This window comes from Streptomyces sp. NPDC007808 (genome assembly GCF_042868655.1).
Lineage (GTDB): Bacteria > Actinomycetota > Actinomycetes > Streptomycetales > Streptomycetaceae > Streptomyces.
This window is the reverse complement of sequence record NZ_JBIAEQ010000001.1, coordinates 1-25,406: the sequence shown is the minus strand read 5'-3', so window position 1 is coordinate 25,406 and position 25,406 is coordinate 1. Positions and strand designations below refer to the sequence as shown.

The 25,406-nt window shown below is 68.4% G+C and carries 23 protein-coding genes, 1 rRNA gene and 1 riboswitch; of the genes, 7 read left to right on the top strand and 17 right to left on the bottom strand.

Annotated features, from left to right (window positions below; all coding sequences use genetic code 11):
• Positions 1–188 precede the first annotated feature (188 nt).
• Together ACFYNL_RS00120 and ACFYNL_RS00115 are read left to right on the top strand one after the other, a co-directional pair.
• Entirely contained in the window at positions 189–800 is a 612-nt protein-coding gene (locus ACFYNL_RS00120; protein WP_388793937.1) for a hypothetical protein, read from the top strand.
• Positions 801–1,354: 554 nt separating this feature from the next.
• Positions 1,355–1,561, top strand: coding sequence for a DUF5999 family protein (locus ACFYNL_RS00115; protein ID WP_388793934.1), 207 nt, complete (start codon positions 1,355–1,357; stop codon positions 1,559–1,561).
• A 157-nt stretch (positions 1,562–1,718) separates the two neighbouring features.
• On the opposite strand, the gene ACFYNL_RS00110 is transcribed toward ACFYNL_RS00115, so the two are convergent.
• From ACFYNL_RS00110 to ACFYNL_RS00095, 4 genes are all read right to left on the bottom strand, one after another.
• On the bottom strand, positions 1,719–2,762 hold the full coding sequence (locus tag ACFYNL_RS00110; RefSeq protein WP_388793931.1) for an endo-1,4-beta-xylanase: 1,044 nt from the start codon (positions 2,760–2,762) through the stop codon (positions 1,719–1,721).
• A gap of 53 nt (positions 2,763–2,815) precedes the next feature.
• Positions 2,816–3,580, bottom strand: coding sequence for a carbohydrate ABC transporter permease (locus ACFYNL_RS00105; protein ID WP_388797175.1), 765 nt, complete (start codon positions 3,578–3,580; stop codon positions 2,816–2,818).
• A 74-nt stretch (positions 3,581–3,654) separates the two neighbouring features.
• Entirely contained in the window at positions 3,655–4,653 is a 999-nt protein-coding gene (locus ACFYNL_RS00100) for a carbohydrate ABC transporter permease (RefSeq protein WP_388793928.1), read from the bottom strand.
• Positions 4,654–4,659: 6 nt separating this feature from the next.
• The gene (locus tag ACFYNL_RS00095) at positions 4,660–5,955 is read right to left on the bottom strand and encodes an extracellular solute-binding protein (protein WP_388793925.1); all 1,296 of its coding nucleotides are present in this window, start codon (positions 5,953–5,955) and stop codon (positions 4,660–4,662) included.
• 688 nt (positions 5,956–6,643) lie between these two features.
• Here ACFYNL_RS00095 and ACFYNL_RS00090 point away from each other — a divergent pair.
• Both ACFYNL_RS00090 and ACFYNL_RS00085 read left to right on the top strand, forming a co-directional pair.
• Positions 6,644–8,602 (top strand): amino acid transporter, encoded by a 1,959-nt coding sequence (locus tag ACFYNL_RS00090; protein ID WP_388793922.1) that lies wholly within the window; start codon positions 6,644–6,646, stop codon positions 8,600–8,602.
• Between the two features lie 250 nt (positions 8,603–8,852).
• On the top strand, positions 8,853–9,371 hold the full coding sequence (locus tag ACFYNL_RS00085) for a hypothetical protein (RefSeq protein ID WP_388793919.1): 519 nt from the start codon (positions 8,853–8,855) through the stop codon (positions 9,369–9,371).
• On the opposite strand, the gene ACFYNL_RS00080 is transcribed toward ACFYNL_RS00085, so the two are convergent.
• Positions 9,349–9,951, bottom strand: a complete 603-nt coding sequence (locus ACFYNL_RS00080) for a DUF1707 domain-containing protein (protein ID WP_388793916.1) — start codon at positions 9,949–9,951, stop codon at positions 9,349–9,351. The genes ACFYNL_RS00085 and ACFYNL_RS00080 overlap by 23 nt on opposite strands.
• Positions 9,952–10,080: 129 nt before the next feature.
• Here ACFYNL_RS00080 and ACFYNL_RS00075 point away from each other — a divergent pair, with 129 nt between their 5' ends.
• Together ACFYNL_RS00075 and ACFYNL_RS00070 are read left to right on the top strand one after the other, a co-directional pair.
• On the top strand, positions 10,081–10,476 hold the full coding sequence (locus ACFYNL_RS00075) for a molybdopterin-binding protein (RefSeq protein WP_388793913.1): 396 nt from the start codon (positions 10,081–10,083) through the stop codon (positions 10,474–10,476).
• Positions 10,477–10,565: 89 nt separating this feature from the next.
• Positions 10,566–10,985 (top strand): molybdopterin-binding protein, encoded by a 420-nt coding sequence (locus tag ACFYNL_RS00070; protein WP_388793910.1) that lies wholly within the window; start codon positions 10,566–10,568, stop codon positions 10,983–10,985.
• Between the two features lie 99 nt (positions 10,986–11,084).
• Here the strand turns inward: ACFYNL_RS00070 and gcvP are convergent, their stop codons facing one another.
• The gene (gcvP, locus tag ACFYNL_RS00065) at positions 11,085–13,970 is read right to left on the bottom strand and encodes an aminomethyl-transferring glycine dehydrogenase (RefSeq protein ID WP_388793907.1); all 2,886 of its coding nucleotides are present in this window, start codon (positions 13,968–13,970) and stop codon (positions 11,085–11,087) included.
• A 176-nt stretch (positions 13,971–14,146) separates the two neighbouring features.
• A riboswitch (glycine riboswitch) is annotated at positions 14,147–14,242 on the bottom strand.
• A gap of 114 nt (positions 14,243–14,356) precedes the next feature.
• On the opposite strand from gcvP, the gene ACFYNL_RS00060 reads away from it, so the two are divergent.
• The gene (locus ACFYNL_RS00060; RefSeq protein WP_388793903.1) at positions 14,357–14,728 is read left to right on the top strand and encodes a PRC-barrel domain-containing protein; all 372 of its coding nucleotides are present in this window, start codon (positions 14,357–14,359) and stop codon (positions 14,726–14,728) included.
• Positions 14,729–15,020: 292 nt separating this feature from the next.
• Here the strand turns inward: ACFYNL_RS00060 and ACFYNL_RS00055 are convergent, their stop codons facing one another.
• The 11 genes from ACFYNL_RS00055 to rrf all read right to left on the bottom strand — a co-directional run.
• Complete coding sequence (locus tag ACFYNL_RS00055; protein ID WP_388793900.1) at positions 15,021–16,427, bottom strand: DNA polymerase IV; 1,407 nt, start codon at positions 16,425–16,427, stop codon at positions 15,021–15,023.
• A gap of 111 nt (positions 16,428–16,538) precedes the next feature.
• Positions 16,539–17,222 (bottom strand): MerR family transcriptional regulator, encoded by a 684-nt coding sequence (locus ACFYNL_RS00050; protein WP_388793897.1) that lies wholly within the window; start codon positions 17,220–17,222, stop codon positions 16,539–16,541.
• 257 nt (positions 17,223–17,479) lie between these two features.
• The gene (locus ACFYNL_RS00045) at positions 17,480–17,953 is read right to left on the bottom strand and encodes a bifunctional nuclease family protein (RefSeq protein WP_004002801.1); all 474 of its coding nucleotides are present in this window, start codon (positions 17,951–17,953) and stop codon (positions 17,480–17,482) included.
• 86 nt (positions 17,954–18,039) lie between these two features.
• Positions 18,040–18,777, bottom strand: coding sequence for a MerR family transcriptional regulator (locus ACFYNL_RS00040; protein ID WP_388793895.1), 738 nt, complete (start codon positions 18,775–18,777; stop codon positions 18,040–18,042).
• Between the two features lie 44 nt (positions 18,778–18,821).
• Positions 18,822–19,727 carry an FHA domain-containing protein gene (locus ACFYNL_RS00035; RefSeq protein WP_388793892.1) on the bottom strand — a complete coding sequence of 302 codons (906 nt, stop codon included), beginning with the start codon at positions 19,725–19,727 and terminating at the stop codon, positions 18,822–18,824.
• A gap of 61 nt (positions 19,728–19,788) precedes the next feature.
• A complete protein-coding gene (locus ACFYNL_RS00030; RefSeq protein WP_388793889.1) occupies positions 19,789–20,640 on the bottom strand; it encodes a DUF881 domain-containing protein in 852 nt (283 codons plus the stop codon).
• A gap of 5 nt (positions 20,641–20,645) precedes the next feature.
• Positions 20,646–20,978 carry a small basic family protein gene (locus ACFYNL_RS00025; protein WP_003988855.1) on the bottom strand — a complete coding sequence of 111 codons (333 nt, stop codon included), beginning with the start codon at positions 20,976–20,978 and terminating at the stop codon, positions 20,646–20,648.
• Positions 20,975–21,886, bottom strand: a complete 912-nt coding sequence (locus ACFYNL_RS00020) for a DUF881 domain-containing protein (RefSeq protein WP_388793886.1) — start codon at positions 21,884–21,886, stop codon at positions 20,975–20,977. The genes ACFYNL_RS00025 and ACFYNL_RS00020 overlap by 4 nt, the downstream gene beginning before the upstream one ends.
• 98 nt (positions 21,887–21,984) lie before the next feature.
• Positions 21,985–24,480, bottom strand: coding sequence for a sugar phosphate nucleotidyltransferase (locus tag ACFYNL_RS00015; RefSeq protein WP_388793883.1), 2,496 nt, complete (start codon positions 24,478–24,480; stop codon positions 21,985–21,987).
• An 89-nt stretch (positions 24,481–24,569) separates the two neighbouring features.
• On the bottom strand, positions 24,570–25,202 hold the full coding sequence (locus ACFYNL_RS00010) for a CDP-alcohol phosphatidyltransferase family protein (RefSeq protein ID WP_388793880.1): 633 nt from the start codon (positions 25,200–25,202) through the stop codon (positions 24,570–24,572).
• 109 nt (positions 25,203–25,311) lie between these two features.
• Positions 25,312–25,406: ribosomal RNA gene (gene rrf, locus ACFYNL_RS00005) — 5S ribosomal RNA — on the bottom strand; the annotation flags it as partial.

Sequence of the window (25,406 nt, the reverse complement as noted above, 5' to 3'; positions counted from 1 at the left end):
AGGCAGAGGGTAGGCGCCCACGGTCTTGGGCCTGCCGCCCGGTCATGCGCGGCAGGCACCACTCATCCCCCTTCGCGCTCCCTGACCCCGGCCCCTCCTCTCTGACCTCCGTGAGCAGACAGCGCCGTCCGCCCCCGCTTCCACCCCGCCCTCGCGCCACTGTGCCTGTCAATGAGAGGCGACCCACCATGCCGCTGCATGTTCCCCCGGCTCCCGCGCCCGCACTTCGCTCCGTCCTGACCGCGCTCGGCTCGCCCACCGCCGTCCGCGAGGCCCGAACTCCGTCCCTGCGGGCCGCCCAGGGCCCCGCCACCCCCGAACTTCCGCTGCCCGTGCACATCGTGGACGAGATCACCCCGGCGGGCGTGTCCGCGACCCGGCTGGCCGGCTGGCGTTTCCTGATCAACTCCGGTGAGCGCTCGGTGGCCGCGGCCGAGACGAGGCTGACCCCCGACGGGTGGGCGTTCTCGCACTTCTTCGAAGGCCCCTACATCGCCTCCACCGAGCGGGCACTGCGCCAGGCCGAGGCGTTCCAGCAGCCCTACCAGCCGCGACTGCTGTCGTTTCCCCGCCTCTACATGCTCACCCTCTGGCTGCACGGCGACTGCACGGCGGACGGCACCTCGGGCCACCCCGACGCCGCGGACATCCTGATTCCACTGGCCCCGGCCCCTCCCGGCATCGCGTCCCATCTGCCGCACCGCGTCGCCGAGCTGCTCCCGGTGCTGACCCTTCGGGCGACGCCCACCACACTGCCCCCCATGCCTCCACTGCCTCCGCTGCTCGGCTCGCCCGCCTGAGAGCACCCCGCGCGAGCACCCGCGTACCCCGTCGCCCTGTTCCGGGCCGCGGGGTACGACGCTGTTCGCGACGGGGCTGGGCGGACCGGACAACAGGAATACCCGCACGCACGAACCGTCGTAGTGCTCGCACGAGCCGTCGTGGCGCACGCACGAACCGTCATAGTGCCCGCAGGAGCCGTCATAGCGCTCGCAGGAGCGAAAAAGCACTCACCTGAGCGTGAAATGACGCGACCACGGGAAAAGCCTCGCTCGCACGAGCGAGAATACGCTCGAACGAGCCTGTCAGGGTGCCCGGCCCGTCCGGACTAGCCCCATCCGGCCATCCCGAACCACCCGAAGGGACAGGGGAGTTGGGATGAACCGTCCGGACGGCGGATGCGTCATCAATCTGTGAGAAGCGGTGCTGCGAAATCCCTGCGGATCGACGGCCGTGGGGCAACACTGGGTTCCGACCGACTTATCAACGGGGGGCGGCCATGAACGAGTCTTCACGCCGCGAAACAGACCAGACAGCCATCTCATCCATCACGACAGAGCGAAAGATCCCCTCCATGTGCCAGCACCAGCCACCGTGCCCTTCAGCCGACTCCGCCGACCGGGAATCCGCCCGTCTCGTGGCGCACCACCCGGAGCAGGGATGGAGCCTGCTGTGCAACGGCGTCCTGCTCTTCGAGGACACCGGTGAGCTCCTGCCGGACGGCCAGATCATCGCCCCGCATCGCCCGCTGGGCACCGCCACGGTGATGACCGCCGCGTAATCCCTGCCTGCGGACTCCGCCGACAGGGCCCCGCACCACCGGGCGGCACGACGGACGCCCGCGTACTCCCAGGGGCCGGTCGCAGACCACTACTGCGAGCCGGCCCCGACATGCGTCCAGGGGTGGTCACGCAACGTGACCTTCCGGTCGCCCCGGTCTACTCCAGCGCCTCCCGCAGCGCGAAGTACGCGGGCTTCGGGCGCAGCTCCTCGTCCCAGGGCAGTGCCGCGCCTTCTCCCGGGAAGACCGCCGGGATCCACGAATACCGGTCGGTGTAGTCCCACACCGTGATGCCCACGCAGCGGCGCACCGCGAGGCACGCCTCGGTCATCCTCCGGTACCAGTCGGCCTGCTCCGCCAGCTTCTCCTCGGTCGCCGGCAGCAGCATCCGTACGTCGACCTCGGTCAGCGCGGTGTCCAGACCGAGTCGGGCGAAGCGACGGAGGTTGTCCTCCAGGGTGGCCGGATAGCCGTACTGAAGCGCCAGGTGGGCCTGGAGGCCGAAACCGTGCAGCGGGACGCCCTGTGCCTTCAGCTCCTTGGCCAGCTTGTAGTAGGCGTCGCTCTTCGGGCCGATCGCCTCGACGTTGTAGTCGTTGAGGTAGAGCCTGGCCTTCGGATCGGCCTGATGGGCCCAGCGCAAGGCATCGGCGATGTAGCCGGGGCCCAGCGTCTTGTAAAAGATCGTCTCGCGGTAGGTGCCGTCCTCGTTGAACGCCTCGTTGACGACGTCCCAGGCGAAGACCTTGCCGCGGTAGTGCCGGACCTCGGTCTGGATGTGCTTCTTCAGTACGGCCCGCAGCTCGGGCGCCGTCCACTCGCGCCCGGTGAGCCAATCGGGCAGCTGACTGTGCCAGACGAGGGTGTGACCGCGCACCTTCTGATGGTTGGCGCGGGCGAGCCGCACGATCTCGTCGCCCTTGGCGAAGTCGAACACGCCCTGCTGGGGTTCGGTGGCGTACCACTTCATGCTGTTGCCGGGCGTGAGCTGGTCGAACTCGCTGCCGAGCAGGGCCTTGTACGGCTCGTCGGTCAGCTCGGGGTTGTCGGTGGCGCTGCCGAAGTACCGGCCGTGTCTTTCGGCGAGGTCGGCGAGGGTGGGCTGCTGGTGGCCCGCCCGGGCGGGTGAGCCGGCGCCCACAGTGGCGGCGACCAGGAGCGTGGCGACGGCGCCTGCGAGTCTCAGACGGTTCTTGCGCATGGTGCGACTCCTCACGTATCGGATGGTGGGTGAGCCGTACGTCCGGCCACGCGTCAACCCTTCGTGGCGCCGGCGGTGAGGCCGCCGACGAGCTGGCGCTCGGCGACCGAGTAGAAGGCGAGGGCGGGGACCATGGCCAGGACCAGGTAGGCGAAGACACGGGCGTACTCCGCGGAGTACTGGCCCTGGAACTGCTGGACACCGATGGGGATGGTCCACCACGTGGAGTCGGTGAACACCAGCAGCGGCAGGAAGAAGTTGTTCCAGCTGGTGACGACGGCGAGGACCGACACGGTGCCCAGCGCGGGCCGCGCCATGGGCAGCAGCACCCGCCAGAAGAAGCCGAAGGAACTGCATCCGTCGAGCGTGGCCGCCTCTTCCAGCTCACCGGGGATCTGCCGGAAGAAGCCGCGCAGGATGATGATCGTCATCGGCAGACCGAAGGCGGCCTGCGGAAGGATCACGCCGAGCGGGTTGTCCAGCAGGCCCATGGAGCGCAGCAGCAGGAACAGAGGCAGGGCCGCCACGGCGAAGGGAAACATCAGCCCCATCGTGAACAGCGTGAACAACGCCTCCCGTCCGCGGAAGGCGAAGCGCGCGAAGGAGAAGGCCGACAGCGCCGAGACCGCCACCACGAGCACGGTCGTGCCCACGGCGATCAGGGTGCTGTTGCCGATCAGCCGCCAGAAGTCCCCGGAGCCGAGGATGCCCGTGTAGTTGCCCGTCACCCAGGACTCCGGCAGCCCGACCGGGTTGCGGGAGAGCTCGTCGGTGGTTTTGAAGCCGGACAGCACGGCGTAGAGCAGCGGCACGACCATCACCGCGCCGACCACTACGAGGATCACATGCAGCGGCAGTTTCCTCCTGCCGGTCCTCCTGCCCGACCTGGCCGTCACGCGACGCCTCCCCGCATCGTGGTGGTCGCTCCTTCGAGGTCGCGGCGGAGCACGAACCGCTGGTAGGCGAGGGCGAAGACGAGGCTGATGCCGAACATGACCACGCTGATCGCGCTGGCGTAGCCGACCTGGTAACGCTTGAAGCCGTACTGGAACATGGTCACGGCCATGGTCTCGGAGTGGTGGTCGGGGCCGCCCGCCGTGGTCACCCAGACCAGGTCGAACAGTTGGATCGCCCCGATGACGGACAGGAACACGCTGATCCGCAAGGTGGGAGCGAGCAGCGGCAGGGTGACGTTGCGGAAGCGCTGCCAGGCGCTCGCGCCGTCGATGAGCGCCGCCTCGGTCAACTCCCGTGGGACGGCCTGGAGTCCGGCCAGGTAGAGCATCATGTGGAAGCCGAAGTACTTCCAGGTCATGACCAGGAAGAGGGTGGCCATGACGGTGGACGGGTCGGCGAACCACTCCCCGCCCAGCCCGTCCAGCCCGATGCGGCCCAGGAGTTGGTCGGCGAGCCCGTCGTCGGGCGCGAAGATCATGCTGAACAGCACGCCGGTGATGGCCTCGGACAGCACGTACGGTGCGAAGAACAGCATCCGGTACACGGCCCGGCCCCGCAGTCGCTGGTTGAGCAGCACCGCCATGGCCAGCGCGAACGGCAGCTGCACGGCGAGCGACAGCACGACCAGGACCAGGCAGCGCCAGAGGTCACCCAGGAAGACGGGGTCCTGGACGAGCCGGGTGAAGTTGTCGCCGCCGATGTAGTCGGACGGCATTCCGAAGCCGCCCCAGCGGAAGAAGGCGGCGTACAGGGCGAACAGGATCGGCAGCAGCACCAGGACGAGGAACAGCACCAGAGCGGGCACCTGGAAGCCGACCGCGGTCAACCAGTGCAGCGCGCGTCGCCGGGCCCGTCCCTGATCCGCCCGCGTCGACGGAGGTGGCAGGTCGGCGCCGGTGCCGGTGCGCTTGTCCGGCAGGAACGTGGAGGTCATCGCCGGCTACTGCTCTTCCTTCGCGGTCTTCGTGATCGACTCGGCGACCTGTTGGGGGGACTTGGAGCCGGCGATGAGCGCGCCGACGCTGTCGTTGACCTCCTGGCCGACCGCGGGCACGTATGCCTGGTCGAGATAGAGCTGGAAGCCGGTGGCGCTCCTCAACTGCGCCTGTACGGCCTTGATGTTCGGGTCGGTGAGGGCGCTCTCGGCGGCCGGCACCACCGGCAGGACCCCGGTCTTCTTCACCAGTTCCACGTCCGTCGCCTCCGAGGCGAAGAACTTCAGGAAGTCGACGGCGGCCTGCGGAGCCCCGGTGCGCAGGGCATGCCCACCGCCCCCGCCGAACACCTCGGTGATCGCGCCCTTACCTCCCTCGACCTCGGGGAACGGGAAGAAGCCGAGGTCGTCTCCGAGGCCCTTGCCGGCGTCCGCCTGGACGACGGGCGCCCACTGGCCCATGAGTTCCATCGCCGCCTTGCCGTTGCCGACGGCCGCGGCCTGGCCCGTGGGACTGGAGTAGGCGGCCCCGAGGAAACCCTTCTGGAACGGCTGGAGATCGACGAGTTCCTGGAGGTGCTGTCCGGCCTGGACGAAGGCGTCACCTGTGAAGTCCTTGTCGTCGTACGCCTTCTGGAGGGCGGAGGCTCCGGCGGTGCGCATCGAGAGGTAGGCCCAGTAGTACATGCCGGGCCACTTCTCCTTGCCCGCGAGGGCGAGCGGAGTGATGCCCTTGGCCTTCAAGTCGCGTACGGCGTCCAGGAAGTCGCTCCAGGTGGTCGGCGGCTCGGTGATGCCCGCGTCCTTGAAGAGCGCCTTGTTGTACCAGAAGCCGATCATGCCGATGTCGAACGGAATGCCGTACACCTTCTCGTCGAGGAGGTACGGCTGCTTCGCCACGGGCAGCAGACCGTCGGCGAAGTCCTTCGTCCGCTCGGTGAGGTCCTCCACGAGTCCGGCGTCGACCTGTTGCTTCAGTACGCCGCCGCCCCAGGTGTGGAAGATGTCGGGCAGCTTCCCGGAGGCGGTCAGTGCGGTCATCTTCGACTTGTAGGCGTCGTTCTCCAGTTGGACGATCTTCACCTTGACCTTGGGGTTCTGCGCCTCGAACTTCTTGGCCAGCGCCGCCCAGACGCCCTTCGTCGGCTCGGTGGTGGAGATGTTCCACCACTCGATGGTGGTCGTCCCGTCCGACGACCCTCCGTCCGAGTCCCCGCCACAACCGCTCAGTGCCGTCATGCCCACACCGGCCGCGGCGGAGGCCGCCAGGAAGCCGCGGCGGGACAGTGCCGGGTCGCCCATCATGCGCTCCTTGGGTACGGGACGACCTGTTCATGGTCCGCCCCTGAGATCGAAAGTTTCGGAACTGATTCAGAAAGCTGCGTTGATGCCGCACCCTAGAGACAGCTGCCAAACGCTGGCAACCCCTTGTACAAGGTGAATCTGCTGTCAACGTTCCCTGCCCGCGGAGCCTTTGAGGCGCGGCACACGCCAGGGCGCCCGAAACATTCGACTCCAGCAGCGAACATTACGGAGGGGATGGGGGCAAGACTCCGAGCAGGATCGGGCGGCCGACCGAGGAGGTCCCCTCGACCAGTTCCTTGACACCCCGCATGGTGAGTGGGGCCGCCGCCATGACGTCACGCCCGTACCGGCGACGGCACGTCGGCCTGCTGCACGGCGCTCGAAGTCTCGCCGGGCCAGGGGCACTCAGGCCTTCAGCGCCTGAGTCGGCACTCGCCTCATGACCCTGAGTGTCCACCCGGCCCGGAGTCACCCCGGGGCAACCGACCCCGACCCGCGGGGGCGCCGGATCCCCCCGGAACTCGGAGTTTCCGCCCGACCGACCGCGCCGCGGCAACTCTTAGCGGAAGCTTGACGCCCGCAAGATTCACATCCAAAGGCCCATGCGTCACTCTCTGCTTACGCTGGTGCGGCCGTTCGCGTGATGGCCGAACCACACGCCGATTCGCACCTCTGGAGCACGTCGATGGCCGCCACGACCGAACACCCACCGCCCAGTCGGTTCCGCGTCTGGATGCTGCAAGGTCTGTCCGACATGGGCAAGGGCCACGGTCCCCAAAGGCCGCACGCCGAACCGGAACACGCCCCGGCGGGGCAGCCCTGGTATCGCGTCATGTGCCTCACGGGGGTCGACTACTTCTCCACCCTCGGCTACCAGCCCGGCATCGCCGCGCTGGCCGCGGGCCTGCTCTCCCCGGTGGCGACCATCGTCCTGGTGATCGTGACCCTGGCGGGCGCCCTGCCCGTCTACCGGCGAGTGGCCGAGGAGAGCCCGCACGGGGAGGGCTCCATCGCGATGCTGGAGCGACTGCTGTCCTTCTGGAAGGGCAAGCTGTTCGTCCTGACGCTGCTCGGCTTCGCGGCCACGGACTTCCTGATCACCATCACGCTGTCGGCGGCGGACGCCTCCACCCACCTGGTGGAGAACCCGCATCTGCACAGCGCCCTGCACGAAAAGCAGATGGTCATCACCCTCGTCCTCGTGGCCCTGCTCGGCGCCGTGTTCCTCAAGGGCTTCCTGGAGGCGATCGGTTTCGCCGTCACCTTGGTCGCCGGCTATCTGGCGCTCAACGCCGTCGTCGTGGCCGTCGGCCTCTACCACGTCCTCACCGAGGGACACGTGGTCACCGACTGGTCCAGCGCCCTCACGGCCGAACACGGCAACGTCCTCGTTATGATCGGCGTGGCCCTGATCGTGTTCCCCAAGCTCGCTCTCGGCCTGTCCGGTTTCGAGACCGGCGTCGCCGTGATGCCGCACGTCAAGGGCGACCCTGGCGACACCGAGAACCGCCCCGAGGGACGTGTCCGGGACACGAAGAAGCTGCTCACGACCGCCGCCCTGATCATGAGCGGCTTCCTGATCACGACGAGCTTCATCACCACGCTGCTGATCCCGGAGAAGGAGTTCGAGTCGGGCGGACAGGCAAACGGCCGCGCGCTGGCGTTCCTCGCCCACGAGTACCTCGGCAACACCTTCGGCACGATCTACGACATCTCCACCATCGCCATCCTCTGGTTCGCCGGCGCCTCCGCCATGGCAGGCCTGCTCAACCTGATGCCCCGTTATCTGCCCCGCTACGGCATGGCCCCGCACTGGGCACGGGCGGTACGCCCGATGGTCGTCGTGTTCACCCTGGTCGCCTTTCTGGTCACCTGGATCTTCGACGCCGACGTCGACGCCCAGGGCGGCGCGTACGCCACCGGCGTCCTGGTGCTCATCAGCTCCGCCGCGATCGCCGTGACCATCGCGGCCCACAAGGCCGGCCAGCGGAACTGGACCATCGCGTTCGCCGTCATCTCCGCGGTGTTCCTCTACACGACCGTCGGCAACGCCATCGAGCGTCCCGACGGCGTGAAGATCGGCGCCTGCTTCATCGCCGGCATCATTCTCATCTCCCTCCTCTCCCGACTGCTGCGTGCCTTCGAACTCCGCGTGACGGGCGTGGCGCTGGACGACACGGCGGAGCGGTTCGTCCACGCCATGGCCGGCCGCAAGATACGTCTCATCGCCAACGAACCCGACCAGCGGGACGAGGCCGAGTACCGCGACAAGATCGAGCAGATCCGCCAGGACAACGACCTGCCCGAACAGGATGACTTCGTCTTCGTCGAAGTGACCGTGACCGACCCGTCCGAGTTCGAGGCAGGGCTCGCCGTGCACGGCGAGGTCATGCACGGCCGTTACCGCGTCCTCACCCTGGAGTCCTCCTCCATCCCCAATGCCCTGGCCGCCCTTCTCCTCCATATCCGTGACACCACCGACCGCATCCCCCACATCTACTTCGAATGGACCGAGGGCGGCCCCTTCGCCAACTTCTTGCGCTTCTTCCTCTTCGGCCAGGGCGAGGTCGCTCCGGTCACCCGTGAGGTGCTCCGCGAAGCCGAACCGGACCGCACCCGCCGACCGCGCGTCCACACCGGCTGAACGGACAGGTGGCACCGAAAGCCCGTGAACGGCCGGCCGGCCAGACCGACGGCTGCCCAGAGCACCCCGTCACCATCCGCCGGGAGGGCGCCTGGCTGTGCTCTCTCAGTGCCGTCGACCACCGCGCCACGGCTCCCGGCCACCGGTCACCGGTCACTCTCGGCCGCAATCCCGTCAACTTTCAGGTGTACGCGGTCAGGGTCCCGTCGGCGCCGGTTACAACGAACCGCGCCCGCCTTACCTTCCCTTCATGGGAGGGAGCGGACCGCAGGGGCCCGTCGGCGACCGCCACTGGGGCGGCAGCGCCCGGTTCGCGGTGGGTTGCGCTCTCGGGTTCGCCGCCATGGCCGAGCTGGTCGACTGGGACGCGGGCACCCTGACGGCGCTGCGCACGCTGCTCTGGCTGACCCTGGCCGCGACGCTGTTCGTGGTGCTCCTACCCCCGCATGTCACCGCAGGCCCGGGCTGGTTGGCCGTCCAGGGCACGTTACGCCGACACGTCGTGTGCACCGACGCGCTGGTGACCGTACGGCAGTACGACGGTGTCTCCCTGCACCTGGTCCTGCGCGACGCCTACGGTCATCGCCTGGAGCTCGACCCCCGTGTCCTCCTCGCCAACCCGCTGCTCTGGCACGAACTGGACACGGGCATGCGCCGCTCGCTCGAACGCGGCACCCTGCGCGAGGGCGCCGAGGTGCTGAGGCGCATCGGCCACCGGATCGACGACGAGACGGCCCGGTCGGTGCTCAGGGCCTCCAGGCTCTCCTGAGGAAGAAGCGCCGAGGCGGCCGTATGACGATCCGGCCCAAGCCGATCTCCCCGGCGATCACCACCCGCAGGACGAGCGGGGCGTCCTCGCCGCCCGCTCCTCGGGCCTTGACCTTGGCGTAGTGCGTCACGAGGGAGTCCGTGTCCACCACGATCCCCGGCGTGGTCACGAGCTTCAGGGTGCCGCCCCGCATGTCGAGGTCGATGTGCAGGGTGTCCCGCGTGATCACCGCCTGACTCAGGTCGAGCGTCACGTCGCCCCACTCCGAGTGGATCTCCAGGCACCTGGGCACCGCCCAGCCTTCACCGCGCCGGACCGAGCCACCCTGCTGCTCGATGCGCACGACGTCCTTGACGTCGCCCCCGGTCATCCCCGCACCGACCGGCAGGTCACTCAGCAGCCCGTCCAGTTCCCGCACCGTACGCGCGGTCAGGGCCGCTTCCACCCGCTCGTCCAGTTCCGCGACCGTCAGCCGACCGTCACCCGCGGCTGTCCGCAACACGTCGACGACCTGATCCCGATCCGCATGCGAAGCCCTCAACGCGGGCGCCTCGCCCCCGCCCACCAGCCCAGCCGACATGACCCTCACCCCGTCCGTATCCCATCGACGACACTAACGCTATATCGCGTCATACGCGTTTGCCAAGCCGTGGCCAAGGCTGCCCGCCCGCCCCTCACCCGCGTCACTTCCGGCCCTATGGTGATGCGCATGCAGTCCTACACAATCGGCCAGGCCGCCCGCCTGCTCGGCGTGAGCCCCGACACCGCGCGCCGCTGGGCCGACGCCGGCCGAGTGGCCACCCACCGCGACGAGGCCGGCCGTCGGCTCATCCACGGCAAGGACCTCGCCGCGTTCTCGGTGGAACTCGCCCACTCCGGATCCGGCGAGGAGGAGCCCCCGCACACCTCCGTCCGCAACGCCTTCCCCGGCATCGTCACCGCGATCAAACTCGGAGACGTAGCGGCCCAGGTCGAGATCCAGGCCGGCCCGCACCGACTGGTCTCCTTGCTGACCCGGGAAGCGGTCGAGGAGTTGGGCCTGGAGGTCGGAATGGAGGCCACCGCCCGCGTGAAGTCGACGAACGTCCACATCGACCGCGCGTGACCGCGCGGCCGACGCGCTTACGGTGGGGGCCTGAACCCAGAAAAAGCCCAAAGGCCCCATACCCACCCCCCTCTGTGAGGCGCACCCCCATGAGCCTGAGCATCCGCAACCAGCTCCCCGGCACCGTCACGGCCATCACCCCAGGCGAGGTCATGGCGACGGTCAAGGTCCGCCTCGCCGGCGGTCAGAACCTCACCGCGGCGATCACCCTGGAGGCCGTCGAAGACCTGGGCCTGGTCAAGGGCACGTCCGTGACCGCCCTTGTGAAGTCGACGGAGATCTCCCTGGCCACCGGCCCCATCGAGGGACTGTCCATCCGCAACCAGCTCCCCGGCACGGTGTCCGGCATCGCCACCGGCGGCGCCATGGCCTCGGTCAAGATCGCACTGGAGGGCGCGGCACTGACCGCGGCGATCACCAGGGACGCCACCACCGACCTCGCCCTGTCCCCCGGCGTCCCCGTCGTGGCGCTGATCAAGGCGACCGAGGTGGCCCTGGCAACGGCGTGAGCCCCGCCCGGCCGGAGTTCGGCCGAGACGGGGCTCACCCACACCACGTGGTCAGGACACCCTGCACAGCCCCATGACTGTGGGGTGCCCCGCGGGACGTCAGTCCTCGTACGCGTCCAGCGGCGGGCAGGAACAGACGAGGTTCCGGTCGCCGAACGCCTGGTCGATCCGGCGCACCGGCGGCCAGTACTTGTCGGCGACCGACACACCGGCCGGGAACACGGCCTCATCACGGCTGTACGCGTGCTCCCACTCGCCACCCAGCGCACCAGCCGTGTGCGGAGCGTTCCGCAGCGGGTTGTCGTCGGCGGTCCACTCCCCCGACCCGACCTTCTCGATCTCCGCACGGATGGCGATCATCGCGTCACAGAACCGGTCGAGCTCGGTCAGGTCCTCGGACTCGGTCGGCTCGATCATCAGCGTCCCAGCCACCGGGAACGACATCGTCGGCGCGTGGAAGCCGTAGTCGATGAGCCTCTTGGCGACGTCGTCGACGCTCACCCCGGTCGCCTTGGTCAACGGCCGCAGGTCGATGATGCACTCGTGCGCGACGAGATCGCCGGGCCCGGTGTAGAGCACCGGGTAGTGGGGCTCCAGTCGCCGGGCGATGTAGTTGGCGGACAGCACCGCCACCTGCGTGGCCCGCTTGAGGCCCTCGCCGCCCATGAGCCGGACGTACGCCCACGAGATCGGCAGGATCCCGGCGGAACCCCAGGGCGCGGCCGAGATCGGGCCCACACCCGTCTCGGGACCGGCCGCGGGCTGCAGCGGGTGGTTGGGGAGATACGGCGCCAGGTGCGACCGGACCGCCACGGGCCCGACGCCCGGACCGCCACCGCCGTGCGGGATGCAGAACGTCTTGTGGAGGTTCAGGTGCGACACGTCCCCGCCGAAGTGCCCCGGCTTGGCAAGCCCGACGAGGGCGTTGAGGTTCGCCCCGTCGACGTACACCTGTCCGCCGGCCTCGTGCACCTGAGCGCAGATGTCGGCGACGTGCTCCTCGAACACACCGTGCGTCGACGGGTACGTGATCATCAGCACCGACAGTTCGTCCCGGTGCTTGTCGATCTTCGCCCGCAGGTCCTCGACGTCGATCTCGCCGTCGTCGGCCGTCTTGACGACAACGACCTTCATGCCGGCCATGACGGCACTCGCGGCGTTCGTGCCGTGGGCGGACGACGGGATGAGGCAGACGGTCCGCTGCTCGTCACCGTTGGCGCGGTGGTACCCGCGTACGGCGAGCAGTCCGGCGAGTTCGCCCTGAGAGCCGGCGTTGGGCTGAAGCGACACCTTGTCGTAGCCGGTGACCTCGGCGAGACGTTCCTCCAGCTCCCGGATGAGCGTCAGATAGCCCTGCGCCTGCTCGGCGGGCGCGAAGGGGTGCAGCCGACCGAACTCCGGCCAGGTGACCGGCTCCATCTCGGTGGTCGCGTTGAGCTTCATGGTGCACGAGCCCAGCGGGATCATGCCGCGGTCCAGCGCGTAGTCACGGTCCGCGAGCCTGCGCAGGTAGCGCAGCATCGCCGTCTCGGAGCGGTACTGGTGGAAGACCGGGTGGGTGAGATACGCGTCGCTGCGCAGCAGCGAGCCCGGGAGCGTGTCCGCGCTCGCCGCGTCCAGCGCCTCGATGTCGCCCTCGACGCCGAACGCCGTCCACACGGCACCCAGCTGCACCCGTGAGGTGGTCTCGTCGCAGGCGATGGAGACATGGTCCGCGTCCACGAGGTGCAGGTTCACGCCGTTCTGCCGGGCGGCGGCGACGACCTCGGCGGCCTTCGACGGCACACGCACGGTGAGCGTGTCGAAGTACGAGCCGTGTACGACCTCGACGCCGCCCGCCGCGAGCCCCGCGGCGAGCACGGTGGCGTACCGATGAGTCCGCCGGGCGATGCCCTTCAGCCCCTCGGGCCCGTGGTAAACGGCGTACATCCCGGCCATCACGGCCAGCAGCACCTGAGCGGTACAGATGTTGCTGGTCGCCTTCTCCCGCCGGATGTGCTGCTCACGCGTCTGCAGGGCCAGGCGGTACGCCTTGTTCCCGTCCGCGTCCACGGAGACACCCACGAGCCGCCCGGGCAGGCTCCGTGCGAACTTCTCCTGTACGGCCATGTAGCCGGCGTGCGGCCCACCGAAGCCCATCGGCACACCGAACCGCTGGGTCGTGCCGACCGCGATGTCCGCCCCGAGCTCGCCGGGCGACTTCAGCAGCGTGAGCGCGAGCAGGTCGGCGGCGACAGTGACGAGGGCACCGAGCTCGTGCGCCTGGTCGATGACGGGCTTGATGTCCCGTACGGCACCGGAGGCGCCCGGGTACTGCAGGAGCACGCCGTTGATCTCGCGGCCGGCGATCTCGGCCGGAATGCCGTCGCTGAGGTCGGCGACCACGACCTCCACGCCGGTCGGCTCGGCACGGGTCTCGATCACGGCGATGGTCTGCGGCAGCACATCGGCGTCGACCAGGAAGAGCCCCTTCTTGTTCTTGCCCATCCGCCGGGACAGCGCCATGGCCTCGGCGGCGGCCGTTCCCTCGTCGAGCAGCGAGGCACCGGAGGTCGGCAGACCGGTGAGGTCGGCGACCACGGTCTGGAAGTTCAGCAGGGCCTCGAGCCGCCCCTGGGAGATCTCGGGCTGGTACGGCGTGTAGGCCGTGTACCAGGCAGGGTTCTCCATGACGTTGCGCAGGATGACCGGCGGGGTGAAGGTCCCGTAGTACCCGAGTCCGATCATCGAGCCCAGCACCTGGTTGCGGTCGGCGAGCGACCGCAGCTCGTCCAGCACCTCGGCCTCGGTGCGCGCCCCGGGCAGTTCGAGGGAGTCGGCGTTCTTGATCACGTCCGGCACCGCGGCGGCGGTGAGCTCGTCCAGCGAGCCGTACCCGACCTGCGCGAGCATCTTGGCCCGAGCCTCATGATCAGGGCCGATGTGACGCTGCTCGAAGGGGATTCCCTGTTCGAGCTCGGAGAGCGGAATGCGGTGGGCGGTCATTGCGGAGGCCTCCTGGTCTGACGCGACCTTCGAGGGGCACCACGGCACGGGTACCCGAACGGCCTCCCCCTCTGTCATCTCGACCTGAGAGCTTCACCGGGTCGCCACAAGGCTCCCGGCTTTCACCGTCGGTGAGAGCGGAAGCCGTCGACACCCGCCCTGCTTTCCAGAGTGACCTCGTCCGTGCGGTACGTGGGCCTGAGAGATTCCGGGGAGGATTTGCTCCTTCGGCGCCTCCGATGGTGTCTGGAGGACTCTCCCGCACGGGGTCAGCAGCCGTCTGCAAGCCTACCAGCGGGGTCAACGCACGTACCTTCGAGTGGCCACTCTCACCAAAGTGCCTTTTCGTAGTGCTTACGGATGAGTTGCGACCAAGTGGAGGGCCCGTGCAGACCGACATCGATCCGCGCAACCTGATCGGCCGCAAGGCCTTCGACCGCAACGGCACCAAGATCGGCACCATCGACGAGGTCTATCTCGACGACGCGACCGGAGTACCGGAGTGGGCGGCGATACGCACCGGCCTGTTCTCCCGGGACGCCTTCGTCCCCCTGGAGCCCAGTGAACTGGTCGAGGGCAGCCTTCGCGTCCCCTTCGACCGCGCCCTGATCAAGGACGCCCCCGACTTCGGTGTGGGCCGCCACCTCTCCCCGGAACAGGAACTCCAGCTCTACCACCACTACGGCCTGAACGTGGCCCCGCCGCCCTCCGTGCCGGACCGGGACTTCGGCAACCTGGCGGGCTCGGAGGACACCTGACCCCGCCCGCACCGCGAGTCCACGCCCGCACCCACAGCGGCCTCCCCCAGCCGACATCCCGTACCCCGGTCCACTCCACCGAGCCGTCCTCCTGCGCTTGGCCCGAGCAACCCTCGGTCGGCCATCCCACCGGCCCCGCGAGCTCCCCTGACCCACCGATCCTGTGGCCGGTCGTGCCGTCAGGGCAGCACGGGCCGCCACGGACGGCGCCCGCGGCAGCCGCACGAACGCCACACCCGCCCCGCCCAGGAGGACGGGTACGCCCTCACGGGTACGACCGGACCCCAGCGCCTCAGCACCCCTGACCCGGCACCACAGGTTCCACGCCCGCTGCCGCCCCCTCAGCCGGCGCTCCCCCGGGTCTTCGCGCCACCAGCGGCAACGGATCCGCCGATTCCAGCGCCGGATCATCGACCCGGAACGTCCGCACCCGCCCCGGCTCCGACTCGGGCGTCTCGAACCGCACGGTGACCCGCCCCAGCCCGCTCCCCTGCACCCACCCGTGTCCGAACTCGGCGTGCCGGACATCGTGCCCGGCAGCCCACCGCCGCTCCACGGGCGTCACCTCCCGCTCCTGCACGGTCTGCTCGGGCTCCCCCTCCTCGTCGGCGTGCTCCACCCGTACCCCGGCCGCCTGCGCGAAGAGATCCTCCTGCGTGTAGTCGGCGAGGCCGGTCACCCCGACACCCAGCAACCGCACGCCCCCCGTCGTGTCCACGGAGTCCAGCAGCCGCGCAGCGGCCTCCCGCACCACGGCGGGGTCATCCGTCGGTCCCCGCAGCGTCTCGGACCGGGTCAGGGTGGAGAAGTCGTACCGCCGTACCTTGAGCACGATCGTCCGACCGGACAACCCGGCCGCACGTAGTCGCCGCACACACCGGTCGGCCAGCCGCTGCACCTCCACACCCACCCGAACCCGGTCATGGATGTCCACGTCATACGTGTCCTCGACCGACACCGACTTGGCCTCCCGCTCAGCCACCACGGGCCGCTCGTCGTGCGCCAACGCCATGGCGTACAGGGCATGCCCATGGGCCTTGCCCAGCAGCCGAACGAGTTCGTCCTCCCCCGCCTCGGCGATCTCGTCCACCGTGTGGATTCCGGCCCGCCTCAGATGGTCACCTGTCGCAGGCCCCACCCCCGGCAACGTCCGCACCGGCATGGGCCCGAGCAACGCCCGTTCGGTCCCCGGCTCGATCACGACCAGCCCATCCGGCTTCGCCTCCTCCGAGGCGATCTTCGCCAGCATCTTGGACGCCGCCAGCCCCACCGACCCCGCGAGCCCGGTGACCGCGCGTATGTCGGCCCGCAGCTTCATCCCCACCAGCCGCGCCGACTCCTCGTCCCAGGCCGCTCCGCCGGCCTCCAGATCCACGAAGGCTTCGTCCAGACTCAACGGCTCCACCAGCGGCGACAGCTCCCGCAGCAGCTCCATCACCTGCTCGCTGATCTCGCGGTAGATCCCGAAGCGTGGCACGAGGTACGCCGCGTTCGGCGCCAGCCGGCGCGCCTGAGCCATGGGCATCGCCGAGTGCACCCCGAACACCCGGGCCTCATAGGACGCGGTGGCGACGACTCCCCGCGGCCCCAGCCCGCCCACGATCACGGCCTTCCCGCGCAGGCTCGGCTTGGATGCCTGCTCCACCGAGGCGTAGAAGGCATCCATGTCGAGATGCAGGATCGTGGGCGCGTTTCTCACATCTCCGATGCTGCCTCACGCCACTGACAATGCCCCTGCCCAGCTCACCGGAGCCGCCCATTCGACCAGGGCGGAACCCCTCGGCCTGCGGCCGCGGGCCGCGCACGCTGCTCAGACGGCCCGGTTTCGCCGCCGCGCCAACTCGTCCGCCGGGTTGTGCCCGACCAACGTCTCCCCGGTGTCGATCCGCTCGCCGTGCAGCTGCGACAACGCGCTCTCCACGTCCCGCCACACCACGCCCACGGCGATCCCGAAGATCCCCTGGCCTCCTTGGAGCAGCGCGTGGACCTCGTCCGGCGACGTGCACTCGTACACCGTCGCACCGTCACTCATCAGCGTCAGGCGTTCGAGGTCCCGGAAGCCCTGCTCCCGCAGATGCTGCACAGCCGTACGAATGTTCTGCAGCGACACACCGGTGTCGAGGAACCGCTTGACGATCTTCAGGACGACGACGTCCCGGAAGCTGTACAACCGCTGCGTCCCCGACCCGTAGGCGGGCCGCACGCTGGGCTCGACGAGCCCGGTCCGCGCCCAGTAGTCCAGTTGCCGATAGGTGATGCCGGCGGCCGCACATGCCGTCGGACCGCGATAGCCGATCTGCTCGGACGCCATGGCCGTCGCCTCTCCGCTGGTCGGCACGGCCGTGGGTCGCTGCGGAACATGATCGGCCGCGTTGGAGTGCTGGGGGTATCCCATGCTCGAACGCAGCTGAGAGCCTGAGGGAGGGTACGGACCGCTCTCCCCGAAACCGCGTCCCGGGGCACCCCCACCCGTACCGTCGCCGCTGCTTCTCACGCCGACCTCCGTCCTTGACCTGCCTTCTCGACGGTAGGCAGTCACCAGGGGTGCGTCAACGATCGCCACACTCGGCACGCCGAGTGATAATCACCCTAGGAGTGGTTTCCCGCACCCCACCGCGGGGAAAGGCTAGCCGAATGCGCTCGAAGCAGGCCGCAGGACGCTCTCGCTCGCCGCTGGCAAATGCCGGCATTTGAGCTGGAACCGGCCGGGGGCCGCCCGTCACAGAGGTGAGCCCGGGCCGCCCCGCCGCCTCACTGGCTGCTGGTGCCGAAGTCCTCGGGCGAGATCTGGTCGAGGAACTCGCGGAACTTCTCCACCTCGTCCTCCTGCTCGTCCGGAATCGCGATGCCCGCGTCGTCGAGCACTCCGTCACTGCCGTAGATCGGCGTTCCGGTGCGCAAGGCCAGCGCTATGGCATCCGACGGGCGGGCGCTCACCTCGACGCCGCTGGCGAAGACCAGCTCGGCGTAGAAGACGCCCTCACGCAGGTCCGTGATGCGTACTTCGGTGAGCTCCTGGCCGACGGCCTCCAGCACGTCCTTGAACAGGTCGTGGGTCAGCGGTCGCGCGGGGGCCATGCCCTGCTGGGCGAAGGCGATCGCCGTCGCCTCCCCCGGCCCGATCCAGATGGGGAGGTAGCGGTCGCCTCCCACTTCACGCAGGAGCACGATCGGCTGGTTGGAGGGCATTTCGACCCGGACACCTACGACATCGAGCTCGTTCACACAGCAACCCTAGGCCGTGCTCGGGACGTTTGGGTAGTCGGGCCGAGAACGGGTGGCCGATCCGGGGCGCTCCGGGCCCCTACGGCTCAGGGCAGCCGCACTCCGAGGGCGGTCTGCACCAACGCGGCGTGCAGCTTCACCGTGAGCCCGGCCAGCTCCTTCGCACGCGCCTCGGCATGCGCCCTGGTCTGCGGATTGCGATGCCGACGCAACGGCGCCAGGACCTGGTCCACGAGCCCGGCCTCCCGGTCGGCGGCCGCCTTCATGGCCCGGAGATGGCGTGGCTCGATCCCGAACCGCCCCAGCTCGGCGACCAGGGACGCCACGGTGACCGCCTCGGCCTCGTACCTTCCGTCCGGCAACGGAGCGATCAGCCCGTACGCCTCCCACTCCTCCAGCTGCCGCTCACCGATCTCGGCGGCGGCGAGCAGTTCGGCCCGTCCGACCCTGGCCGCGCCGGGCCCCTCGACCGGCTCCAGGACGGCTTCGCCGTCGCGCTGACGGCACAGGGCCGGCAGTGGTGCGGCCTCGCCGCGTTCCATGGCGCCCAGGTGCTCGCGGATCACTTTGAGGGGAAGATAGTGGTCCCGCTGCATCCGCAGGACGTACCCGAGCCGCTCGATGTCCTGCGCGCTGAACTTGCGGTATCCCGAGGGGGTCCGCTGAGGCTCTACAAGACCCTCCGACTCCAGGAACCGGATCTTGGAGATGGTGATGTCAGGGAACTCCTCGCGGAGCACGTTGAGCACCGTCCCGATGCTCATCAGCCGACTGTCCGTGGCGGCGGTGCCGTGCCCGGCACCGCCGCTCGGTGTTTGCAGCATGGACCTTCCCTGGGTCTCCCCGGACGAAGGCATCCGGGGGAGGGTCAGTAGCCCCGCTGGCTCGCGTAGAAGACCAGCCGGTACTTGCCGATCTGCACCTCGTCGCCGTTGTTCAGATCGACCTGGTCGATCCGCTCGCGGTTGACGTACGTGCCGTTCAGGCTGCCGACGTCGGCCACCGTGAACGTGCCGTCCTGGCCTCGGCGGAACTCCACGTGCCGACGCGACACCGTCACGTCGTCCAGGAAGATGTCGCTCTGCGGGTGCCGTCCGGCAGTGGTCAGATCGCTGTCCAGGAGGAAGCGGCTGCCCGAGTTCGGCCCACGGCGCACCACGAGGAGCGCCGAGCCGAGCGGCAGCGCTTCAACGGCCGCCTGGGCCTCCGGAGACAGCGCAGGAATCGGCGTCTGACCGGTGGCCTCCGCGTCGTAGGCCTCAAGGCCCGAGATGGAGATCGTGGAGGTGGTCTCGGACGGACGCTCGGCCGCGGCACCGGCCCGCAGCGGCGCACCACAGTTGGAACAGAAGCGGCTGTTCTCCGCGTTGCGGTTACCGCACCTCGTACACACCAGGGCCGACATCGGGGAAAACCCTCCACCCGTACTTGAGGTTGACGGTTGTCCGAAACCTATGCCGCCGGACTGGCCAGGGTCAACCGACGGCGCGCCCTGACCTCCGGAAATGTCACCGCCCGGCCCAGGCACCTGGTCCCTGAACAGGGGGCGCTGGCCTTCCTCGTCCCCCTGTGCGCGATGACGAGCGGTCGCGTTGTCGCTGCCCTCTCGCGCGCTCTTGCCGAACAACTTCGCAAACAACTTCACGGGCGATTCCCCTTGACCGAAACAGACCCGCCCGTGGGGCAGGACGAACCCTGACTGCACTCTCTGGCCGACCCGGACATACTCACAACGTCCTTCTGTCCCAGACAGTTTCCACCACGCACCACCCATTCGGTGCGCCGACCCCCCGCAACCTCTTGCCCTCGCCGGACGTCCCCCATGCACCCCCGGTTCACCGGGAGGACGACCGAGCGTAGTCAGGCCGCTTCGCCGCTCGCAAGGCGTCCACGATGATCTTGTCCGACCGCTCGATGGTCACGGTGGCCTGCTCCTTCTCAAGGGTCTGCACCACGCCTCCAGGGATGTTGAGAGCCGGCTCGAGGTCCTGCGGCTTGCCGATGACCTTGAAACGATAGGGCGCGTTGATCTTGTTCCCGTCGACGCCCACGCCCTTGCCGGAATCCGTCAGGTACGTGCCGGCGACGACACGTACGCCGTTCACCTGGATCGCCTCCGCGCCGGCCGCGCGCAGCTCCTGGATCGCGTCGAGCAGCATGTCCGCCTCGACCGTCCCCTTCGTGTCGTCGATGGTCATCGTGATGCCAGGTCCCTGCGCGGCCACGGTGCCCGCCAGAATGCCGAGTTGCCTCTCCTTCTCGACGGTCTGCCTGCGGGCCTCCTCGGCCTGGTTCGAGCTGTTCTCCAACTCGTCCCGCTGCTTTTCGAGACCTTGCTTCTCGTCCTCAAGACGCTGAGTACGGTCGTCCAGTTCATCGAGGATGCGTACGAGATCTTCCTGACGTGCGCCACGCAGCGCGCTGTCGCCGTCACTGTTCGAGGCGACCTGGACGGCCAGGCCGAAGCCGAGGCCGAACAGCAGCAGGGCGACGATGAGTTGGGCCCGGGTGATCCGCGGCGGCCACAACCCCTGCACCAGCCGATGCCGACCTGTCAGCCCGCTCTGATCGCTTTGCTCGCTCTTCGGCTGATCAGCAGCCTCCGCGGCCTCCTCGGCCCCGGCAGGCACCTCCTGGGGCAATTCCTTGCGCAGCCGGTTCTCGGGCGTGTCGTCGTGGTTGTTCATCGGCCTCACGCCCGGAAGACATGCCGGCGAATCGCCGCGGCGTTCGAGAAGATACGGATGCCGAGTACGACGACGACTCCGGTGGACAGCTGCGCGCCCACGCCCAACTTGTCGCCGAGGAAGACGATCAACGCGGCCACGACCACGTTGGACAGAAACGACACGACGAAGACCTTGTCGTCGAAGATGCCGTCGAGCATGGCCCGCAGACCCCCGAAGACGGCGTCCAGCGCCGCCACGACGGCGATCGGCAGATAAGGCTCGACGACCGCCGGAACCTCAGGCCGGACCAACAGGCCGGCCACGACTCCCACGACGAGGCCCAGTACGGCGATCACGATGTGCCCTTCTCGGTTTTTTCGGTGTTCGGCTGTGCTGTACGTACGATCACGCTCGGCGCGGCGGGAAGCCGGAGGTCGTCCTGCACCGAGATGTTGGTCCTGATCCCGAAGTTCTCCTGCAGAGCGTGCAGGTACAGCCCGTCGGCGCTGTCCTGGAACCTGGTGCTCAACCGCTCCCCGTCCCCCACCACGAGCACCGTGTACGGCGGAACCAGCGGCTTGTTGTCGACCAGTATCGCGTCACCCGCGGCTCTGATCGCCGACAGGGCCGTCAACCGCTGCCCGTTGATGGAGATCGCTTCGGCACCCGACTCCCACAGCCCGTTGACCACGCGCTGCATGTCCCGGTCGCGCACGCGGCCGGTGTCGGAGAACCCGGACGTTCCGCGCGGGTCGCCGTCCGCGTCCGACGAGGCTTCCTTGGCGTCGTTCACGACCAGCTTCACCCCGGGCCCGTGCACCTCGACAGAGCCCGCGAGCATGCCCACCAGTTCCGCCTGGTCGCCGTGGCCGGTCGCACGCAACGCCTCGCGCTGGCGCGCGCTCACGTCGTCACGCAGCTTGTCGACGCTCTGCTCGAGCTTGTCCGCCGCTTCGGTCTCACGGTCGATGCGGTCGATCAGCTCTTCGCGTTCCTTGGCCACCACAGGCGCCGCGACCCGCGCCTGCGCCGCCCCCACGGTCACCACGAGTGCGGCGAGCACCAGACCGGCGGCGAGCCCGAGCTTCGCCCTCAGGGTTCTGGGAAGGCCAGCGTCGCCGGCGGCCTTCTTCCGGGCGGCAGCCTCGGCGTATCCGTCGTCGAGGCTGTGGTCCATGACGTTGGTCAGCAGCGACATGGACGCGTCCGGGCGCGAGGGGCGCGTAGGTGTGCTCCGAACGGGGGGCTGCGGCATGCCGCACATCGTCGCACGTCGCGACCAGTACCTCCGAATGGCCCCACCCGCGTGCCGGGCGGGCCGCTTTGAGGGCGACCTGCCCGGCACGCGCGCGTGCTGCGTTCTCAGCGGCCGGCGCTGTCCACGACCGCCGCCCACTCGTCGAGCAGGGCCTGCGCGGACGCGTCGTCCGGCCCCTCGGCCCACAGATGGGTGACAGCCTCGGCAGGGTCGGGCAGGACCATCACCCAGCGCCCGTCGGTCTCGACCACACGGACACCGTCGGTCGTATCGACAAAGCGATCTCCGGCCGCCTCCACGACCCGCCTCATCACAAGGCCCTTCACGGCCCACGGAGTCGCCAGATCACGCTTGATGACATGGGCCCGCGGAATCCGCGCGTCGATCTGGCTGAGCGTGAGCTGCGTCCGCGCCACCAGCCCGATCAGCCGTACGAAGGCCGCCGTACCGTCGAAGACACTGCTGAACTCCGGGACGATGAACCCGCCCTTGCCGTCACCACCGAAGATCGTGGTGTCGTCGCGACCGACACGCGTCAGGTCGTCGGGCGATGTAGTCGTCCACTCCACCTGAGTCCCGTGGTACGCCGCCACCTGCTCGGCGATCCGCGTGGTCGTCACAGGAAGCGCCACCCGCCCGCTGCGCCGCTCCGCGGCCACCAGGTCGAGCATGACGAGCAGGGCCCGGTCGTCCTCGACGATCCGCCCCTTCTCGTCCACAAGGGAGAGCCGCTCACCGACGGGGTCGAACCGCACGCCGAACGCGGCCCGCGCGGACGCCACGATCTCGCCCAACCGCACCAGTCCCGACCGACGCGCGTCCGCCGACTCGGTCGGCCTGGACTCGTCAAGTCCCGGGTTGATGGTCAGCGAGTCCACACCGAGCTTGCCGAGCAAGCTCGGCAGCACCAATCCGGCACTACCGTTCGACGCGTCGACGACGACCTTGAGCCCCGACTCCGAGATCCCGGTCGTGTCGACGTTCCGCAGCAAAGACCCCGTGTACGAGTCGAAGACACTGGCCGGAAAGTGCAGATCCCCGATCTCACCAGGGAAAGCACGCCGGTACTCCTGCCGTGCGAAGACCCGGTCCAGCTTCCGCTGACTGCCTTGCGACAGGTCGGCTCCCTGCCCGTCGAAAAACATGATGTCGACGGAATCCGGCACCCCTGGCGTCGTCCTGATCATGATCCCGCCGGCACTGCCCCGCGCGGTCTGCTGGCGCGCCACGGGCAGCGGTACGTTCTCCAGGTCCCTTACGTCGATGGCGCTGGCCTGCAACGCGGAGATGACCGCCCGCTTGAGGGCTCGGGCACCCCGAGAGTGGTCACGAGCCGTAGTGACGGTGGACCCCTTCTTCAACGTCGTCGCGTAGGCCCCGGCAAGGCGTACGGCGAGTTCTGGCGTGATCTCCACGTTCAGGATGCCGGAGACGCCACGGGCCCCAAAGAGATGCGCCTGCCCCCTGGACTCCCAGATCACCGAGGTGTTGACGAAGGCGCCGGCCTCGATGGTCTTGAACGGATAGACACGCACGTTGCCCTGGACAATCGATTCTTCACCGACCAGGCACTCGTCACCGATGACCGCACCGTCCTCGATCCGCGCGGCGCGCATGATGTCGGTGTTCTTCCCGACGACACAACCGCGCAGATTGCTGTGCTGCCCGACATACACGTTGTCGTGAACGACAGCTTTGTGCAGAAAAGCGCCACTCTTCACGACGACATTCGAGCCGACGACAGTGTGCTCCCGGATTTCCGCGCCGGCTTCGACCTTGGCATAGTCCCCGATGTACAGCGGCCCGCGAAGAACGGCATCGGGATGCACCTCGGCCCCTTCCGCCACCCACACACCGGGAGAGATCTCGAAGCCGTCGATCTCGACGTCGACCTTGCCCTCCAGGACATCAGCCTGAGCCTTTACGTAACTCTCATGGGTGCCGACATCCTCCCAGTAACCCTCCGCGACATACCCATAGATCGGCTTGCCCTCCTTCATGAGCTGAGGGAAGACATCGCCTGACCAGTCCACGGGCACATCGGGTTCGACATAGTCGAAGACCTCGGGCTCCATGACGTAGATGCCGGTGTTCACGGTGTCCGAGAAGACCTGGCCCCAGGTCGGCTTCTCAAGGAAGCGCTCGACCTTGCCCTCCTCGTCGACGATCGTGATGCCGAACTCCAGCGGATTGGGCACACGCGTCAGACAGACGGTGACCAGCGCACCCTTTTCCTTGTGGAAATTGATCAGCTCAGTGAGGTCGAAGTCGGTCAGGGCATCACCGGAGATGACAAGGAAAGCATCGTCCTTCAACGCCTCTTCGGCGTTCTTGACGCTTCCGGCGGTACCGAGTGGCTTCTCCTCATTGGCATAGCTGAGCTCCATTCCGAGCTCTTCACCGTCACCGAAGTAGTTCTTGACCAGCGAAGCCAAGAACTGAACGGTCACCACGGTCTCATTCAGCCCGTGCCTTTTGAGCAGCCGAAGAACGTGCTCCATGATCGGCCGGTTGGCCACCGGCAGGAGCGGCTTGGGCATGCTTGAGGTCATGGGGCGCAGGCGCGTGCCTTCGCCCCCGGCCATCACGACGGCCTTCATGTCGGAAGCGTCCTCCTCCAAGAGACGACGGTCTAGCCGACTTCACCCGTCAGATTGTCCCGCACTTTTACGCCGCGGGCCATCGAGCGCTACGCACGCTTCAATCCGCGAGTTCCCTCGGCCATGGTGTCCGCACGGACCAGGCGGCGGACTTGTACCACGTAGAGGACTCCTGCCCACCAGTAGAGCGTTGTACCCCATCCGGCGAACGCCCATCCGAAAATAGCAGCGAGTGAGTGGATCCAACCATCTCCGTCACTGAGCAGCAACAGCGGGAACGCATACATGAGGTTGAAGGTGGCGGCCTTCCCGAGGAAGTTCACCTGTGGCGGCGGATAGCCATGACGCCGAAGGATGCCCACCATCACCAGCAGGACCAGCTCACGCGCCAAAAGTACAGCGGTCAACCAGATGGGCAGAATCTCGCGCCATGTGAGACCCACCAACGTCGAGAGAATGTAGAGCCGGTCGGCCGCAGGATCGAGAAGCCGGCCGAGGCTGCTGACCTGGTTCCAGCGGCGCGCCAGCTTGCCGTCCAGATAGTCGCTGACGCCGCTCAGAGCGAGCACCAGGAGCGCCCAACCATCACTCTTGGGCCCGCCGAACTCAGGCCTGAGAATCAGCCACAGGAACAACGGCACGCCAACGAGCCGCGCCATGCTGAGGATGTTGGGGATGGTGAGGACCCGGTCTGTCTGGACACGGGTCTCTTGGACCTCCACCCGGGGGCCTCCTGTGGGGAACGTACCAACGATGCCCCCTGACCCTACCTCAACGCAAAAAAGCTCTGGTTCTTGGGCTGCACGCCCAAGAACCAGAGCTTTAAAAGGAGTTCGGCGGTGTCCTACTCTCCCACAGGGTCCCCCCTGCAGTACCATCGGCGCTGTAAGGCTTAGCTTCCGGGTTCGGAATGTAACCGGGCGTTT